This is a genomic window from Streptomyces sp. HD (genome assembly GCF_028369295.1).
Lineage (GTDB): Bacteria > Actinomycetota > Actinomycetes > Streptomycetales > Streptomycetaceae > Streptomyces.
Window position 1 is genome coordinate 110,493 of sequence record NZ_JAQMYP010000002.1, and the last position, 16,435, is coordinate 126,927.

13 protein-coding genes are annotated in these 16,435 nt (G+C 70.2%); 8 read left to right on the forward strand and 5 right to left on the reverse strand.

All coding sequences use genetic code 11. The features are described from left to right. Window positions 1–197 precede the first annotated feature (197 nt). Both groES and groL read left to right on the forward strand, forming a co-directional pair. The gene (gene groES / locus POF73_RS02445; RefSeq protein ID WP_031477499.1) at window positions 198–506 is read left to right on the forward strand and encodes a co-chaperone GroES; all 309 of its coding nucleotides are present in this window, start codon (window positions 198–200) and stop codon (window positions 504–506) included. A 132-nt stretch (window positions 507–638) separates the two neighbouring features. Next, a complete protein-coding gene (groL, locus tag POF73_RS02450) occupies window positions 639–2,267 on the forward strand; it encodes a chaperonin GroEL (RefSeq protein WP_272112709.1) in 1,629 nt (542 codons plus the stop codon). A 171-nt stretch (window positions 2,268–2,438) separates the two neighbouring features. Here the strand turns inward: groL and POF73_RS02455 are convergent, their stop codons facing one another. Beyond that, window positions 2,439–3,131, reverse strand: coding sequence for an ester cyclase (locus POF73_RS02455; protein ID WP_272112710.1), 693 nt, complete (start codon window positions 3,129–3,131; stop codon window positions 2,439–2,441). 180 nt (window positions 3,132–3,311) lie between these two features. On the opposite strand from POF73_RS02455, the gene POF73_RS02460 reads away from it, so the two are divergent. Further along, the gene (locus tag POF73_RS02460; RefSeq protein ID WP_272112711.1) at window positions 3,312–7,001 is read left to right on the forward strand and encodes a hypothetical protein; all 3,690 of its coding nucleotides are present in this window, start codon (window positions 3,312–3,314) and stop codon (window positions 6,999–7,001) included. On the opposite strand, the gene POF73_RS02465 is transcribed toward POF73_RS02460, so the two are convergent. The 3 genes from POF73_RS02465 to POF73_RS02475 all read right to left on the reverse strand — a co-directional run bounded on the left by POF73_RS02465 (window position 6,964) and on the right by POF73_RS02475 (window position 10,154). Beyond that, the gene (locus POF73_RS02465; RefSeq protein ID WP_272112712.1) at window positions 6,964–7,737 is read right to left on the reverse strand and encodes an SDR family NAD(P)-dependent oxidoreductase; all 774 of its coding nucleotides are present in this window, start codon (window positions 7,735–7,737) and stop codon (window positions 6,964–6,966) included. The two genes, POF73_RS02460 and POF73_RS02465, sit on opposite strands and share 38 nt — an antisense overlap. Before the next feature lie 43 nt (window positions 7,738–7,780). Next, entirely contained in the window at window positions 7,781–9,307 is a 1,527-nt protein-coding gene (locus POF73_RS02470; RefSeq protein WP_272112713.1) for a multicopper oxidase family protein, read from the reverse strand. Between the two features lie 178 nt (window positions 9,308–9,485). After that, complete coding sequence (locus POF73_RS02475; protein ID WP_272112714.1) at window positions 9,486–10,154, reverse strand: MOSC domain-containing protein; 669 nt, start codon at window positions 10,152–10,154, stop codon at window positions 9,486–9,488. Between the two features lie 80 nt (window positions 10,155–10,234). On the opposite strand from POF73_RS02475, the gene POF73_RS02480 reads away from it, so the two are divergent. Further along, window positions 10,235–11,140 carry a LysR family transcriptional regulator gene (locus POF73_RS02480; RefSeq protein ID WP_272112715.1) on the forward strand — a complete coding sequence of 302 codons (906 nt, stop codon included), beginning with the start codon at window positions 10,235–10,237 and terminating at the stop codon, window positions 11,138–11,140. A 50-nt stretch (window positions 11,141–11,190) separates the two neighbouring features. Here the strand turns inward: POF73_RS02480 and POF73_RS02485 are convergent, their stop codons facing one another. After that, window positions 11,191–11,520 carry a WhiB family transcriptional regulator gene (locus tag POF73_RS02485; protein ID WP_272112716.1) on the reverse strand — a complete coding sequence of 110 codons (330 nt, stop codon included), beginning with the start codon at window positions 11,518–11,520 and terminating at the stop codon, window positions 11,191–11,193. A 381-nt stretch (window positions 11,521–11,901) separates the two neighbouring features. Between POF73_RS02485 and POF73_RS02490 the strand changes: the two genes are divergently transcribed. The 4 genes from POF73_RS02490 (at window position 11,902) to POF73_RS02505 (ending at window position 16,294) form a co-directional block, all read left to right on the forward strand. Next, a complete protein-coding gene (locus POF73_RS02490; RefSeq protein WP_003948568.1) occupies window positions 11,902–12,513 on the forward strand; it encodes a response regulator transcription factor in 612 nt (203 codons plus the stop codon). A 304-nt stretch (window positions 12,514–12,817) separates the two neighbouring features. Further along, window positions 12,818–13,405, forward strand: a complete 588-nt coding sequence (locus POF73_RS02495) for a sigma-70 family RNA polymerase sigma factor (RefSeq protein ID WP_128433187.1) — start codon at window positions 12,818–12,820, stop codon at window positions 13,403–13,405. A 154-nt stretch (window positions 13,406–13,559) separates the two neighbouring features. Beyond that, the gene (gene guaB, locus POF73_RS02500) at window positions 13,560–15,065 is read left to right on the forward strand and encodes an IMP dehydrogenase (RefSeq protein ID WP_272112717.1); all 1,506 of its coding nucleotides are present in this window, start codon (window positions 13,560–13,562) and stop codon (window positions 15,063–15,065) included. 104 nt (window positions 15,066–15,169) lie between these two features. After that, the gene (locus POF73_RS02505) at window positions 15,170–16,294 is read left to right on the forward strand and encodes a GuaB3 family IMP dehydrogenase-related protein (RefSeq protein WP_272112718.1); all 1,125 of its coding nucleotides are present in this window, start codon (window positions 15,170–15,172) and stop codon (window positions 16,292–16,294) included. The last annotated feature ends 141 nt before the right edge of the window (window positions 16,295–16,435 follow it).

Consider the following 16,435-nt stretch of genomic DNA (forward strand, 5'->3'; position numbering starts at 1 on the left):
CCCGGATACGCCGCGCCGCGGTGAATTGGCACTCCGCTTGACCGAGTGCTAATCCCGGTCATAGTCTCAGGTCTGGCACTCCTCCCTGGAGAGTGCCAATACGCGACGGGCAGGTCCGGCACCCGCGACGACGGATCCACCTGGTCGCCACCTCAGACAGTTAACCCCGTGAGATCTCCGAAGGGGGAGGTCGGATCGTGACGACCGCCAGCTCCAAGGTTGCCATCAAGCCGCTTGAGGACCGCATCGTGGTCCAGCCGCTCGACGCCGAGCAGACCACCGCCTCTGGCCTGGTCATCCCGGACACCGCGAAGGAGAAGCCCCAGGAGGGCGTCATCCTCGCCGTGGGCCCGGGCCGCTTCGAGAACGGCGAGCGCCTGCCGCTCGACGTGAAGGTCGGCGACATCGTGCTGTACAGCAAGTACGGCGGCACCGAGGTCAAGTACAACGGCGAGGAGTACCTCGTCCTCTCGTCCCGCGACGTGCTCGCGGTCATCGAGAAGTAAGACGACCGAGGTTCTAGACAACCAAGGTTTTCCAGCTGCGCCCCTGGCCCCCGCGACCACTGACAAGAAGCCGGGCGCCCGGGGCGCAGTGTCTTTTGTGAATCCCTAGTTTCCGAGAGGGCTCCCGCTGTCATGGCGAAGATCCTGAAGTTCGACGAGGACGCCCGTCGCGCCCTGGAGCGCGGCGTCAACAAGCTGGCCGACACGGTCAAGGTGACGATCGGCCCCAAGGGCCGCAACGTCGTCATCGACAAGAAGTTCGGCGCGCCGACCATCACCAACGACGGTGTCACCATCGCCCGCGAGGTCGAGGTCGAGGACCCGTACGAGAACCTCGGCGCCCAGCTGGTGAAGGAGGTGGCGACCAAGACCAACGACATCGCGGGTGACGGTACGACCACCGCCACCGTGCTGGCCCAGGCGCTGGTCCGCGAGGGTCTGAAGAACGTCGCCGCGGGTGCCTCCCCGGCCGCGCTCAAGAAGGGCATCGACGCCGCCGTAGCCGCGATCTCCGAGGACCTGCTCGCGACGGCCCGCCCGATCGACGAGAAGTCCGACATCGCCGCCGTGGCCGCGCTGTCCGCCCAGGACCAGCAGGTCGGCGAGCTCATCGCCGAGGCGATGGACAAGGTCGGCAAGGACGGTGTCATCACCGTCGAGGAGTCCAACACCTTCGGTCTGGAGCTGGACTTCACCGAGGGCATGGCCTTCGACAAGGGCTACCTGTCGCCGTACATGGTGTCCGACCAGGAGCGTATGGAGGCCGTCCTCGACGACCCGTACATCCTCATCAACCAGGGCAAGATCTCCTCCATCCAGGATCTGCTGCCGCTGCTGGAGAAGGTCATCCAGGCGGGTGCCTCCAAGCCGCTGCTGATCATCGCCGAGGACGTCGAGGGCGAGGCCCTGTCGACCCTGGTCGTCAACAAGATCCGCGGCACCTTCAACGCGGTCGCGGTCAAGGCCCCGGGCTTCGGCGACCGCCGCAAGGCGATGCTGCAGGACATGGCGGTCCTCACCGGCGCCACGGTCATCTCCGAGGAGGTCGGCCTCAAGCTCGACCAGGCCGGTCTGGACGTGCTGGGCTCCGCCCGCCGCATCACGGTCACCAAGGACGACACGACCATCGTGGACGGCGCCGGCAAGTCCGAGGACGTCCAGGGCCGCGTCGCCCAGATCAAGGCCGAGATCGAGAACACCGACTCCGACTGGGACCGCGAGAAGCTCCAGGAGCGCCTCGCGAAGCTGGCCGGCGGCGTGTGCGTGATCAAGGTCGGCGCCGCCACCGAGGTGGAGCTGAAGGAGAAGAAGCACCGTCTGGAGGACGCCATCTCCGCGACCCGCGCCGCGGTCGAGGAGGGCATCGTCTCCGGTGGTGGCTCCGCGCTCGTCCACGCCGCCAAGGTGCTGGAGGGCGGCCTGGGCAAGACCGGCGACGAGGCCACCGGTGTCGCCGTCGTCCGCCGCGCGGTCGTCGAGCCGCTGCGCTGGATCGCCGAGAACGCCGGCCTGGAGGGCTACGTCATCACTTCCAAGGTCGCCGAGCTCGACAAGGGCCAGGGCTTCAACGCCGCGACCGGCGAGTACGGCGACCTGGTCAAGGCCGGCGTCATCGACCCGGTCAAGGTCACCCGCTCCGCCCTGGAGAACGCCGCCTCCATCGCCTCCCTCCTCCTCACGACCGAGACCCTGGTCGTCGAGAAGAAGGAAGAGGAGGAGCCGGCGGCCGCCGGCGGCCACGGCCACGGGCACGCGCACTGAGCCCAGCCGCTGACCGGCGGCGCTTGCAGCGCTCGTAGCGAAGGCCCCGTTCCGCACAGCTGTGCGGAACGGGGCCTTCCCCCTTCGCGGGTCCTTGATCGCGCGACCTGGTCCTTGATCGCGCCATGTGGTCGCTGACCGAGCTACCAGGCCACTGACCTGGCTACGTGGTCACTGACCGAGCACCCCGAGCTGCTCCAGCAGCCCGGCCCGGTCGTAGAGCCAGTGGCTCTCGCAGATCCTGCCGTCCCGGAACCGCTGCCAGGTCATGCCCTGCATGGTCACGTCCTGCCCGGTCGCCGGAATCCCGAGGAACTCCCCCTTGTGCCGCGCGGTCCACGTCCACCGCGTGCACACCTGGTCCTCCTGGGCCATCTGGTCGTCGATCCGGAAGGTGAAGTCGAAGGCGGCACGCCATCCCGCGTACTGCTCGCGCACCCCGTCGACGCCCTGCACGGGCTGCGGATACGACGGATCGTGATCCACGTAGTCGTCCGTGAGGTGTTCCCCGATCCGCTCCGGCGCCATCTTGCCCATGTCCTGGAAGAAGGCCCGCGCGGCCAGGACGTTCAGCTGATCGTCCCGCACGACGTCCAGATCGGTGAAGGTCGGCGTCTCGTCACAGAGCGCGACCATCTCCTGGAAGATCCGGTCGGTCTCGGGCAGGTTGGAGTTCCGCATCGCCTCCTCGTACGACGGAAACTCCACGATCTCGATGAAGTGCGACGAGTCGGACCGGTCCTTCCCGATGATGTCGTGCGTCGCCGTCCGTTTCCCCTTGGTCTGCTCGACCCACCTGTCCATCAGCCGGTTCATCTCGTCGAAACGGCTGGTCCTGCAGTCGATGAGCTGTACGAAGGTCATGACGCCGTCGCCTCCCGGCTCCTTATTCCGGATGAACCTCATCATTCTAGGAAAATCAGACCCGATCGGTCTTGTTGAACGGTCACCCTCGCGGTACGGCCGGTCCTGAACCGCCGCTCCCGCCGAAAGGAAACCATCAGGTGGGGGACACCGGATCCGGCGGTTTGGCACCATGGCGCCATGCAGGGGCGGGGGAAGCAGTCGGTGGCCGCGGGCGGCGACATCGGCTGGGCCATCACGGGCGACAACAACCAGGTCGTACTGGCACCTCCCGTGCGCTCGGCGTACCGGGAGCAGGTGGGAAAGATCGCCCCACCGCAACTCGTGGACCGTGAGCGGGAGTTGGCCGCGCTGGTCGACTTCTGCACGGCCGGTTCCGGCCCCCTGTACGCCTGGTGGCGCGCGGGAGCCTGGGCGGGCAAGACCGCGCTGATGTCGTGGTTCGCGCTGCATCCGCCGAAGGGCGTGCGTCTCGTGCCGTTCTTCGTGACAGCCCGGCTGGGCGCCCAGAACGACGTGGCGGCGTACGTCGACGTCGTCCTGGAACAGCTCGCCGAGATCGCCGGTGAGGGGCTGCCCGCCAACCTGTGGGAATCCACCCGCGAGGCGCATCTGCTGCGTTTGTACCGGGAGGCGGCGCTGGCCTGCGCCGAGCGCGGTGAGCGGCTCGTCCTGCTGGTCGACGGGCTGGACGAGGACCGAGGCGTGACGACGGGGGCGGCCGCGCGCAGCATCGCCGGTCTGCTGCCGGCGCGGCCCGATTCCGGTATGCGCGTCCTGGTGTCCGGGCGGCTCAACCCGCCCCTGCCGGTGGACGTGCCGGACGTCCATCCGCTGCGCGACCCCGGGATCGTACGGATCCTGGAGCCGTCGCGATACGCCCAGGTGATCCGCGGCGAGGCGGAACGTGAACTGAAGCACCTCATCGAGGCCGGAGGGCTTGAGTACGACCTGCTTGCGCTGGTCACGGCGGCGGGCGGGGGCCTGAGCGCCGAGGACCTCGCGGAACTGACCGGCGCCGTGCCCTACCGGGTGCGGGACATCCTGCGCACCCGCGCGGGGCGGACGTTCGGCCTGCGGGCGTCCGTGTACCTGCTGGGGCACGAGGAACTACAGGCACAGGCCGAGGAGATGCTCGGCAGTGGTGAACTCGACCGATACCGGGCCAAGTTGCACGCCTGGGCCGACGCATGGCGGGAGCGCGGCTGGCCCGACGGCACCCCCGAGTACCTGCTGCGCGGCTATTTCCGCATGCTGCGCGCCTCGCGTGCCGTGGACCGGATGCTCGACTGCGCCCTGGACGCGGCCCGCCACGACCGCATGCTCCTGCTCACCGGCGGCGATGTCGCCGCGGTCAACGAGGTACGGGCCACCGAGGAGGCGCTCGCCGACCGGGGGTGCCCGGATCCGCTGGACGCCCTCCGTCTGGCCGTCCACCGGGACTGGCTGGGCGACCGCAACGCTGGCCTGCCGGACGGCCTGCCCCGGGCCTGGGTCGCCGTGGGGAGTACGAGCCGTGCCCTGGCCCTGGCGCGGAGCTATCCGGCCGCTGACCGGCGCGGGGCGGAACTTGCCGGTGTCGCCGAGGAGTTGCAGCGGCGGGGCGGTGATCCCGGCCGGGTCCTGGAGACGTTGCGGGAGGCCGAGGAGTGCGCGGACCACAGCGATGAACAGCAGCTCGGAGACGAGGTCCGGGTACGAGTCGCCGGCGTCCTGGTCGCGGCGGGCGAATACGACCGGGCGGCCGCCCTGGCGCGTGCGGCCGCCGGATCACGTCTCGCGAGCGGCCCGTACACGGCGGCCGTCGCGGCCTGGCTGGAGGCCGGACGCCCGGACCGGGCGGAACAGCTGGTCCGTACCGCCCCGAACGAGGAGTGTGCGGCGCAGGGAGCGTTGGCCCTGGTTCCGGCCCTGCTGGGGGTCGGCCGGATCGAGGACGCCGAACGCGTGGCCCGAGCGGCGGTTCGCCCGGCCCGGATCAGGGCGCTGGTCCTGGTTGTCCGTGCCTGGGACCGGGAGGGCCTTCGGGACCGTGGGCATCGGCTTCTCGATGCGGTGAGGCGGCTGGCTCCCACGTCCGACAGACGCGTGGAAGTGGTGGCGGCGCTGGCCGGGGCGGGCGACATCCGTCGTGCGCAGATCTTCGCCGACGGCATCCACAAACGCGACGCGCAGGTCCGGGCATGGGAGATCGTCGCCCGTAGCCTGGTGGCGGCGGGCCGGTACGAGGAGGCCGAGGCCCGGCTAGTCCACCTTCGGGACGGGGGGCGGTCCGCCATCCTGCGGGACCTCGCGATCGCTCGGGCGAAGGCGGGTGAATACGACGCGGCCGAAGAACTCGCCGGCCGTGTGCGGGACCCCGCCCTCGCTTGGCAGGCGCTGCGCACGGTGGCGACCGAGCTGGCGCGAGCGGGGTGCCACGACCGGGCCGAGGCGCTGGCCCGGCGTATCAAGGACCCGACGGAAGCCGGTCTGACGCTGGGGGAAGAGGTGATCGTGCTGGCACAGGGCGGCCAGTACGACCGGGCCGAGCGCCTGGCGCGGGGCATCGGGAACACCGGGCTGCGAGCCGAGGCGCTCCGTCGGCTCGCCCTTCTGCTGGCCGAAGCGGGCGAGCAGGACCGGGCAGTCGAACTCGTCCACTCCTTGGAGGGGAGCGAGGACCGTCCGCGCACGCTCGTCGAGTTGGCCCTCGCGATGTCACGCGGCGGCCGACGCGAAACGGCGGAACGGATGCTTCTGGACGTCGAGGCCCGCACCCGTGTCCCGGCAGTCCCGACCGTCGCTCGGAAAGTGAGCGGGGCGGCCAAGGCACTGGCCTTGGCGGGGTACCGGGACGAGGCCCTGAGCCTGCTCGACGGCTTTGAGGAACTGATCCCACGCGGCGAGTTACCCGACGGGGCGACCGCTGAGTCCACCGCGCTGATGGACGCCGTCGTGGCGCTGGCCGCCGCGGGAGCCATGGGCCGGGCCGAGCGCCTGGCCGCGCGCGCACCCTTCGGCGAACAACGGTCGCAGCTCATGCACCTTTTGGCCGGGTGGCATGCTGCTGCCGGACGAGCCGAAGCTGCGATCGCTCTCGTGGGCTCCTACCGCTTCGCGGGGGCGAGCGGTTCTCCTTTGCACACCGTGATTCGCGGACTGGCAGCCGGCGGCCACTTCGACCGGGCCGAGTCCGTGGTCCGGCAGTCGGCCAACCCGGGTCGGCTGGGAGTGGATCTGGGCCTGCTGGCCTGGGCCCTGTACACAGCGGGCCAGCACGTCAGGGCCAAGGCGCTCGCCAACGAGGCGTACCGGCAGATCCACCGCTGGAGCGCTTGGCACCGCACCGAGATCGTGTTTCTGGTCAGGGCCCTGGCCTGTGCGGGGGAACAGGACAAGGCGAGGCGTCTGGCGGTCCGGGGACTCCCGATGGGTGACGACGCACTCCGCCGTCGGCCCCGGCCCGAGGTGAGCGCCGATGCGCTGCTCCTCATCGCCATCGGCGAGTACGACGAAGCCGTCGCCCGGGCGGACTGCCTCACCCACCCCCATGAACGTGCCCAAACCCTTGCGGAGATCTCCGTTGCCGTGGCCGACGCGGGCGAACTCGTCCGCGCCGAGCAGGTAGCCCGCACCATCGCGGCCCCCACGTACGCCGCTCGGGCCTGCGCGCACGTCGCCGCGGTCACGAACGATCCCGCCCGGGCCCGGGACCTGACGGCACTGGCGCTGCGCAGCGGAGGCTGGGTACCGGCGCTGCCCGGGCTGCTGAGGCACACCGAGTCGGTGGAGCTGGTCGTGGCGGCGGCGGAGGCTCTGAAGGCCGCCTGCACGGGCGACCGCAAAGCGGCTACTGCGGCCCGTACTTCCGCCCCGTCCTCGAACTGATCCCGCCGAGCAACCCGCGCGGCACCACCTTCACCACCCCCATCAACGCCTTGTACCGAGGATCCGGGATCGACACCGCCTTCCCCCGCGCCAGATCGTCGAGCGCCGCCGCCACCAACTTGTCCGCGTCCAGCCACATCCACCCCGGAATGTTGTCCGTCCCCATCCCGGCCCGTTCATGGAACTCGGTCCGTACGAACCCCGGGCACAGCGCCATCAGCCGCACCCCGCTCCCCGCCAGGTCCCGCGCCGCGCCCTGGGTGAACTGCACGACCCACGCCTTGGACGCGCCGTACGTCCCGCGAGGTACGAAGGCCGCGACCGACGCGACGTTGACGACGCCGCCGCGCCCCCGCTCCCGCATCGCCTCCGTGGCCGCCGACGTCAGGCGCAGTACCGCCTCGCAGTGCACCTTGAGCATCTTCAGCTCGTCGGCCATGGAGACGTCGAGGAAGCGGCCCTTGTTGCCGAAGCCGGCGTTGTTGATCAGCAGGTCGACGGGGTTCCGGCGGTCGCCGAGGCGGGCGGCGACCGTCTCGATGCCGGTGTCCTCCGCCAGGTCGGCCGTGAGCACTTCCGCCTCGATGCCGTGCCGGTCGTGCAACTCGGTCGCCTGCTCCCGCAGCCGCTTGGTGTCCCGGGCCACCAGGACGAGGTCGTGCCCGTCAGCCGCCAGCCGCCGCGCGAACGCGGCGCCGATGCCCGCGGTCGATCCCGTAATCAATGCCGTTGTCATGGCGCAAGATTAGTGACCTGGACTGCGCGCCTCCGCTCCCCGCTCAGCCGTGCCCGTGCCCGGGCCCGTGCGCCGAGTGGGCCGACGGGACCTTCGCCCGCTGTCCCCTCTCCACCACGGCGAACTGACCCATCATCCCTTCGTCCTCGTGGTACAGCAGATGGCAGTGGTACATGTACGGCGTGTCCGGATCCGCCGGACCGGTGAAGCGCAGCGCCAGCCTCATGGTCGTGCCGTTCGGCAGGAACACCGTGTCCTTCGGCCCGCGCAGCGCGGCCGGCGGCGCCTCGCCGTTCACCTCCAGCACCCGGAACTGCACGTCGTGCACATGGAAGTTGTGCGGCATGCCGTTGCTGTTGCGGACCGTCCACACCTCCGTCGTTCCCCGAGTGACCGTCTCGTCGACGCGCCCCATGGCCATCGCCCGCCCGTTGATGCCGGACCGCTTCAGGTCGAAGTGCCGCCCACGCACCGCATCCGTGCCGTCCGGTGTCTCCGACTTGCCCAGCGCGGCCGGTATCGCGGGCGAGGCGCGGAGTGCTCCCGCCGCCCGCAGTTCCAGTACGTCGAACGAGTCGTCGCCCCCGCCGAACCGCCGCTGCCAGCCGTCCCCGTAGTTGTCCTGCGGGAAGCTGCGCAGCATCACCCGCTCACCCGTCCGCATCCGTACGACGATCTCGGCGCGCTCACCCGGCGACAGCTGGACCCGGTCCATGGACTCGGGCCGCTCCAGCAGGCCCCCGTCGGTGGCTATGAGCGAGAAGGCGCGGTCGTCGGGGAAGCCGAAGGCGTACGTCCGTGCCGTCGAGGCGTTGAGCAGCCGCAGCCGTATGAGCTCGTCGCCGACCTCCCGGTAGGGGCGCAGTGTGCCGTTGACCATCGTCTGGTCGCCGAGGAAGCCGACGTTCTGCATCATCCTGTGGCCGCCGCCGAGTTCGGCGCCGTCGAAGCGCACGTCCTGGACGATGACGGGCAGGTCGTCGACGCCGTACCGCTTCGGCAGGTCAAGGTCCCCGGACTTCGCGTCGTCCAGGATGAACATGCCGGCCAGGCCCTTGCGCACATGCCGTTCGGTCGCGCCGTGCGGGTGCGGGTGGTACCAGAGCGTCGCGGCCGGCTGGGCCACGGTCCAGTGCGGGGTCCAGGTGCCGCCGGGGGCGATCATCTGGTGCGGGCCGCCGTCCATGCGCGCGGGCAGGTGCATGCCGTGCCAGTGCACGCTGGACGCCTCGGCGAGCCCGTTCGCCATGCGCACCCGGACCTTCTCGCCACGGGCCGCGCGAAGTGTCGGGCCGAGGTAGGAGCCGTTGAACCCCCAGGTCGGAGTCTTCACCCCGTTCTTGAACTCCGTTTCGCCCGCGCGCATACGCAGGTCGAAGACGCGCGTGCCGTCCTTGTCGACGGTCGACCCGGCCAGGGGAGGTATCGCCAGCGCGTTGTCGAACGACGCCTTGCCGACCGTGCTGACGTCGGCGCCGGTCCACAGCCAGGCGAACAGGGCACCGACCGTCAGCGCGACGACCGTGACGAGGGTGCCGAGAACGATGAGGACGCGCTTGAAGCGAGACATGGATCGAGCGTCCTTGATCGCCGCCCGCCGAACATCCGGGTCGTCCCCCGGCCCACCCCGAGTCAACCCCCGCCGCTCGTACGGGGTTTCCCCCTAGGAGCCGTGCGGCGCCCGGACGTTCCGGGCGCCCGGGCCGACGCCTTCCGACTACTGACGCCGCCTCACTGCTGACGCCCGGTCAGGCCTCGTTCTTCGCCGCGTACTTCCGCGCCGCCTCCAGCGACTCCGGATGCAGCGCCTCTCCCGCCGCCAGCAGCCGCGGCAGCAGCTTCCGCTCCGTCGTGACCGCCCGGAACTGCAGCGCCACCGTCACGTCGTGACCGGGCCGGTGAATGATCTCCATCGCGTCGCCCGCCCGGATCTCGCCCGGCTCGATGACCCGCAGATACGCACCCGGCGCCCCCTTCACGGTGAACCGCTTCACCCACTGCTCCTCACCCACATGGCCCTGGAAGGTGCGACAGGGAATCCGCCCGGAGGTGACCTCCAGCACCAGATCGGAACCGATCCGCCAGCGCTCACCGATCAGCGCGCCGGACACGTCCAGGCCGAAGGTCGTGAGGTTCTCGCCGAACCCGCCGTTCGCCAGCGGCCGCCCCAGTTCGCGCTCCCAGTCGTCGAGGTCCTCGCGCGCCACCGCGTACACGGCCTGGTCGTCGCCGCCGTGGTGGCGCAGGCTGCACACCTCGTCGCCGGCCACGCCACTGCCCCCGGTCCCCTTGGGTCCGGGAGCCGCCACCCGTACCGGTCCGTCCACCGGCTGCTTGTCGATCCCGGTGACGCCATCCGGGTGATCCGAGTACGGCACGTACTTCCGGTGGCCCAGGTTCACAGACAGAAGCTTCATGACCGCACGGTAGGCGACCGACACTCAAAGCGTCCATGTGTTATACGGCGCCTTTCCCAAGGATCACTTATGCTTGATCTGTGATCGAGGCCCGTCATCTCCGTGTGCTGCGCGCCGTCGCCGGTACCGGTTCCTTCTCCGCGGCGGGGCGTGAACTGGGCTGCACCCAGCCCGCCGTCAGCCAGCAGATGAAGGCCCTGGAGGCGTCCGTCGGCACACCCCTGCTGATCCGCAGCGGGCGCGAGATGCGGCTGACCCAGGCCGGTGAGGCATTGGTGCGGCATGCCGCCGGGATCCTGGCCGGCCTCACCGCCGCCGAGGAGGAGGTCGCCGCCATCGCCGGACTGCGGGCCGGCCGCGTCCGCCTCGTCTCCTTCCCCAGTGGCAGTTCCACCCTGGTCCCGACCGCCCTCGCCGCCCTGCGCGCCGCACACCCCGGCACCCGGGTCTCCCTGGAGGAGGCCGAGCCGCCGAAGTCCGTCGAACTGCTGCGTGAGGGCGACTACGACGTGGCGCTCGCCTTCCGCTACGAGGGCGCGGCCCAGGAAGGGGAGTGGGACGACCTCGTCGTACGCCCCCTGCTGACCGACCGGCTCATCGCCCTCGTGCCCGAGCGGCACCGCCTCGCGCGCACCGCGCCCACCGGGTCCCTCGCCATCGGGGACCTCGCCGCCGAGCCGTGGATCGCCGGATGCCCGCGCTGCCGAGGGCAGTTGATCGAGGTGTGCGAGGGAGCCGGATTCACGCCCCGTATCGACTTCGCCACCGACGACTATCCGGCGGTCGTCGGCCTGGTGGGCGCCGGTCTGGGCGTGGCCGTCCTGCCCCAGCTCGCCGTCGAGTCCGTACGGCCGCGAGGTGTGCGCATGGTGGCGCTGGAGCCGGCGGTGCGGCGGGAGATCGTCGCGCTCACCCTGCCCGACCTGGCGCAGGTGCCCGCGGTGGCGGCGACGCTCCAGCAGTTGGCGCGAGCCGCTGCCCGCTGACGCAGAGTAAGGGCACGCCTGCGCGTGCCCTTACTTGAAGAAACGTTCCTTCAATTGGTGGAGCCGGACTCCGCGCTGGTCGTCGACGCCGACACCAGCCGGTTGCGCGCCCGCCCCATGAGTTCCTCGCGCTCGTCCTCGGTCAAGCCGCCCCAGACGCCGTACGGTTCGCGGACCGCCAGCGCGTGCGCCGCGCACTGCGCGCGCACCGGGCACCTCATACAGACCTCCTTGGCCGAGTTCTCACGAGCGCTCCGGGCCGCACCGCGCTCGCCCTCCGGATGAAAGAAGAGCGAGCTGTCCACCCCGCGACAGGCAGCCAGCAGCTGCCAGTCCCACAGGTCCGCGTTCGGTCCGGGAAGGCGGGAGAAATCTGCCATTGCGTGACCCCTTGTAGCCGTTCTGGGCGGATACGGTGTCCACGACCGTACATCTACGATCTAAGGAGATGAAAATATGACTCATTGCGAATCTAGCCTCAGACGCCAACAAATGGGAAGAAAAAGGGCTGAATGGGGCATGGGTTGTGATGAAACGTTGTGGGTCCGTCGTGCATGTCTGCACCGTGTCCGCCCCCTCACGTAGAGTGCCGAAGACGGCACATGCCCCCGTAACTCTTTCGAGTGACCGTCGTTGAGAGGGCGGAGGCGGTTGAAGCAACAAGCGCTCGGGCAGGCGTCCGAGACGGTCGACCGCACAGGTGACGATTTCGTACCAGCCTGGAGGCTCAAGGTGACGTGCATCAGCTGCGGAGGGCGGCCATGACATCCGTCCTCGTCTGCGACGACTCCCCGCTTGCCCGAGAGGCGCTTCGCCGTGCGGTCGCGACCGTGCCCGGCGTCGAGCGCGTGACGACGGCGGCCAACGGCGAGGAAGTCCTCCGCCGCTGGGGCGCCGACCGCTCGGACCTGATTCTGATGGACGTACGCATGCCCGGTCTGGGCGGCGTAGAGACCGTGCGGCGGCTGCTGTCCGCCGACCCCGGTGCGCGCATCATCATGCTCACGGTCGCCGAGGACCTGGACGGCGTGGCCCTCGCGGTCGCCGCAGGTGCCCGTGGCTATCTGCACAAGGACGCCTCGCGCGCGGAGCTGCGGGCGACCGTCACGCAGGCCCTCGCCGACCCGACCTGGCGGCTCGCCCCGCGGCGGCTGCGCTCCGCCGAGATGGGTGCCGCGCCGACACTCACCGCGCGTGAGATCCAGGTCCTGGAGGGCATGAGCCACGGCCGCTCGAACGCCGAGATCGGCCGTGAGCTGTTCCTCTCCGAGGACACCGTCAAGACCCACGCCCGGCGGCTCTTCAAGAAGCTCGGCGCCTCGGACCGGGCGCACGCGGTGGCGCTCGGGTTCCGGTGGGGCCTGGTCCGGTAGGTGGACCTCAGCGGGGGCACGGGGATCCCCGCCCGCCGTGTGGTGGGCGGGGCTGCTTTCCCCGGGCCGGGCCGGCGTGCTTATCGCATGGTGAGCGGGGGTGGCAACGGGGCCCGCCGGGTGCCCGCTGCTCGTTTCGGCGCGGATGCCGCATCCTTGAGGTGTGGAGTCTCTCGGGGACGAGTCGGTCGAGCGGAAGGGGAGGGCGCAGGGGATGAGTGCCGGCGCACCTGCTCATAACGCTTCGGTGCACAACATCGGGCGCGATGCCACGGACCAAACGGCCACAAGGCACCATGGACCGATGCGCGACGACGAGGCGGCTTATGCCCAAGGGGCGATCGGTGCACTCGTCCATCGCGCCGTGGACGGCGACGAGCAGGCCACGCACGATTTGCTCGCGCATGTCCACCCCTTGGCCCTGCGCTACTGCCGCACGCGGCTGTCCCGCCTCCCGGGCGACGCCCGGCACTTCGTCGAGGACCTCGCCCAGGAGGTCTGCGTCGCGGTCCTGCTCGCGCTGCCGCGCTACAAGGACACCGGCCGCCCCTTCGAGGCGTTCGTGTTCGCCATCGCCGCGCACAAGGTCGCTGACCTGCAGCGGGCGGCGATGCGGCACCCGGGTTCCACCGCGGTGCCCTCGGACGAGATGCCCGAGCGCCCGGACGACTCCCTGGGCCCGGAGGAGCGGGCGCTGCTGAGCAGCGACGCCGAGTGGGCCAAGAAGCTGCTGGCCAACCTGCCCGAGAACCAGCGGGAGCTGCTGCTGCTGAGGATCGCGGTGGGGTTGACCGCGGAAGAGACGGGTCAGATGTTGGGAATGTCACCCGGAGCGGTCCGGGTGGCACAACACAGGGCCCTGAGCAGGTTGCGCGCACTCGCCGAGCAGTAACGCTCCCTTGGGTGCGCCCCCGGATGAACGGGCTTCGCCTCGATTCCGTACGAACATACGAAGCCTGGAACCACACGGAACCGTGGAATTTGCTGGCTGTGCTTCCCGTTAGCATGGACATCCGCACCGATCAAGGCCATTTGGGGAAGGTGTCATGACTGCCAACGTCGACGGAGTGCCCGGTAAATTCGCGACTCTCGGGCTGACCTACGACGACGTGCTGCTGCTGCCGGGCGCATCCGAGGTGCTCCCCAACGCGGTCGACACCTCGTCCCGCATCTCCCGCAACGTCCGGGTGAACATCCCCCTGCTTTCGGCCGCCATGGACAAGGTGACCGAGTCCCGCATGGCGATCGCGATGGCCCGCCTCGGCGGCGTCGGCGTGCTGCATCGCAACCTCTCCGTCGAGGACCAGGTCAACCAGGTCGACCTGGTGAAGCGGTCCGAGTCCGGCATGGTCACCGACCCGATCACCGTGCACCCGGAGGCGACCCTCGCCGAGGCCGACGCCCTGTGCGCCAAGTTCCGGATCAGCGGCGTCCCCGTCACGGACCCGGCCGGCAAGCTGCTCGGCATCGTCACCAACCGCGACATGGCCTTCGAGTCCGACCGCAGCCGCCAGGTGCGCGAGGTCATGACGCCGATGCCGCTGGTCACCGGCAAGGTCGGCATCTCCGGCGTGGAGGCCATGGAGCTGCTGCGCAAGCACAAGATCGAGAAGCTGCCGCTCGTCGACGACTCCGGTGTGCTCAAGGGCCTGATCACGGTCAAGGACTTCGTCAAGGCCGAGAAGTACCCGAACGCGGCCAAGGACGCCGAGGGCCGCCTGCTCGTCGGTGCGGCCGTGGGCGCCAGCCCCGAGGCCCTGGAACGCGCCCAGGCGCTCGCCGAGGCCGGCGTGGACTTCCTGGTCGTCGACACCTCGCACGGCCACAACAGCAACGCCCTCAGCTGGATGTCGAAGATCAAGTCCAGTGTGGGCGTCGACGTGATCGGCGGCAACGTCGCCACCCGCGACGGCGCGCAGGCCCTGATCGACGCCGGTGTCGACGGCATCAAGGTGGGCGTGGGCCCCGGCTCCATCTGTACGACCCGTGTCGTCGCCGGTATCGGCGTCCCGCAGGTCACCGCGATCTACGAGGCCTCCCTCGCCGCCCGCCCGGTCGGCATCCCGGTGATCGGCGACGGCGGCCTGCAGTACTCCGGCGACATCGGCAAGGCGCTCGCGGCCGGTGCCGACACCGTGATGCTCGGCAGCCTCCTGGCCGGCTGCGAGGAATCGCCCGGCGAGCTGCAGTTCATCAACGGCAAGCAGTTCAAGTCGTACCGCGGCATGGGTTCGCTCGGCGCCATGCAGTCCCGCGGCCAGGGCAGGTCGTACTCGAAGGACCGCTACTTCCAGGCGGAGGTCGCCTCCGACGACAAGCTCGTGCCCGAGGGCATCGAGGGCCAGGTGCCCTACCGCGGCCCGCTGTCCAGCGTCCTGCACCAGCTCGTCGGGGGTCTGCGCCAGACCATGGGCTACGTGGGCGCGGCCACCATCGAGGAGATGGAGTCCAAGGGCCGCTTCGTCCGGATCACCTCCGCGGGCCTCAAGGAGAGCCACCCGCACGACATCCAGATGACGGTCGAGGCGCCGAACTACAGCCGTAACAAGTAGACGCCAGGCTTCCCGAGGGCGGCTCCGGAACCTCCGGGGCCGCCCTTGCCGTACCCGTCGGCGATACTGGAAGACGCTGAACGCATCAGGGAAAGGCCACAGACGTGACTGAGATCGAGATCGGGCGCGGCAAGCGCGGCCGCCGGGCGTACGCCTTCGACGACATCGCCGTCGTCCCCAGCCGCCGTACGCGGGACCCGAAGGAGGTCTCGATCGCCTGGCAGATCGACGCCTACCGTTTCGAGCTGCCCTTCCTGGCCGCCCCCATGGACTCGGTCGTCTCCCCGGCCACCGCGATCCGCATCGGCGAGCTCGGCGGCCTCGGCGTGCTGAACCTCGAAGGACTGTGGACGCGCTACGAGGACCCGCAGCCGCTTCTCGACGAGATCGCCGAGCTGCCCACCGAGGCCGCCACCCGCCGCCTCCAGGAGATCTACGCCGCTCCCATCAAGGAGGAGCTGATCGGGCAGCGCATCAAGGAGGTGCGCGACTCGGGCGTGGTCACGGCCGCCGCGCTCTCCCCGCAGCGCACGGCCCAGTTCTCCAAGGCGGTCGTCGACGCGGGCGTGGACATCTTTGTCATCCGCGGCACGACGGTCTCCGCGGAGCACGTCTCGTCCTCGCACGAGCCGCTGAACCTTAAGCAGTTCATCTACGAGCTCGACGTCCCGGTGATCGTCGGCGGCTGTGCCACGTACACCGCGGCCCTGCACCTGATGCGCACCGGCGCGGCCGGCGTCCTGGTCGGCTTCGGCGGCGGCGCCGCGCACACCACGCGCAACGTGCTCGGTATCCGGGTCCCGATGGCCACGGCCGTCGCGGACGTGGCGGCCGCCCGCCGTGACTACATGGACGAGTCCGGAGGCCGGTACGTGCACGTGATCGCCGACGGCGGCGTCGGCTGGTCCGGCGACCTGCCCAAGGCCATCGCCTGCGGTGCCGACGCCGTGATGATGGGCTCCCCGCTGGCCCGCGCCACGGACGCGCCGGGCAAGGGCCACCACTGGGGCATGGAGGCCGTGAACGAGGAGCTGCCGCGCGGCAAGAAGGTGGGCCTGGGCACGGTCGGCACCATCGAGGAGGTGCTGACGGGTCCGTCGCACACCCCGGACGGCTCGATGAACTTCTTCGGTGCGCTGCGGCGGGCCATGGCCACGACCGGGTACAGCGAGCTGAAGGAGTTCCAGCGGGTCGAGGTCACGGTCGCCGACTCGCAGCACATGCGGTAGCCGTTACGTATTCGTCTACGTCTACGTATTCGTCTGCGTCAGGGAGGGGCCGGTCACTCCGGGTGGGGTGGCCGGCCCTTTCGTGTGCCCAAGTGGGGTTGGGCGGGGCGGCATGTTGCGAGGGAGGGGAGCGCCCCTCAG

Coding starts and splice junctions, on each gene's coding strand:
- groL (WP_272112709.1), top strand. CDS start 639: ATGGCGAAGATCCTGAAGTTCGACGAGGACGCCCGTCGCGCCCTGGAG.
- POF73_RS02455 (WP_272112710.1), bottom strand. CDS start 3,131: ATGACCTTCGTACAGCTCATCGACTGCAGGACCAGCCGTTTCGACGAG.
- POF73_RS02460 (WP_272112711.1), top strand. CDS start 3,312: ATGCAGGGGCGGGGGAAGCAGTCGGTGGCCGCGGGCGGCGACATCGGC.
- POF73_RS02465 (WP_272112712.1), bottom strand. CDS start 7,737: ATGACAACGGCATTGATTACGGGATCGACCGCGGGCATCGGCGCCGCG.
- POF73_RS02470 (WP_272112713.1), bottom strand. CDS start 9,307: ATGTCTCGCTTCAAGCGCGTCCTCATCGTTCTCGGCACCCTCGTCACG.
- POF73_RS02475 (WP_272112714.1), bottom strand. CDS start 10,154: ATGAAGCTTCTGTCTGTGAACCTGGGCCACCGGAAGTACGTGCCGTAC.
- POF73_RS02485 (WP_272112716.1), bottom strand. CDS start 11,520: ATGGCAGATTTCTCCCGCCTTCCCGGACCGAACGCGGACCTGTGGGAC.
- POF73_RS02490 (WP_003948568.1), top strand. CDS start 11,902: ATGACATCCGTCCTCGTCTGCGACGACTCCCCGCTTGCCCGAGAGGCG.
- POF73_RS02495 (WP_128433187.1), top strand. CDS start 12,818: ATGCGCGACGACGAGGCGGCTTATGCCCAAGGGGCGATCGGTGCACTC.
- guaB (WP_272112717.1), top strand. CDS start 13,560: ATGACTGCCAACGTCGACGGAGTGCCCGGTAAATTCGCGACTCTCGGG.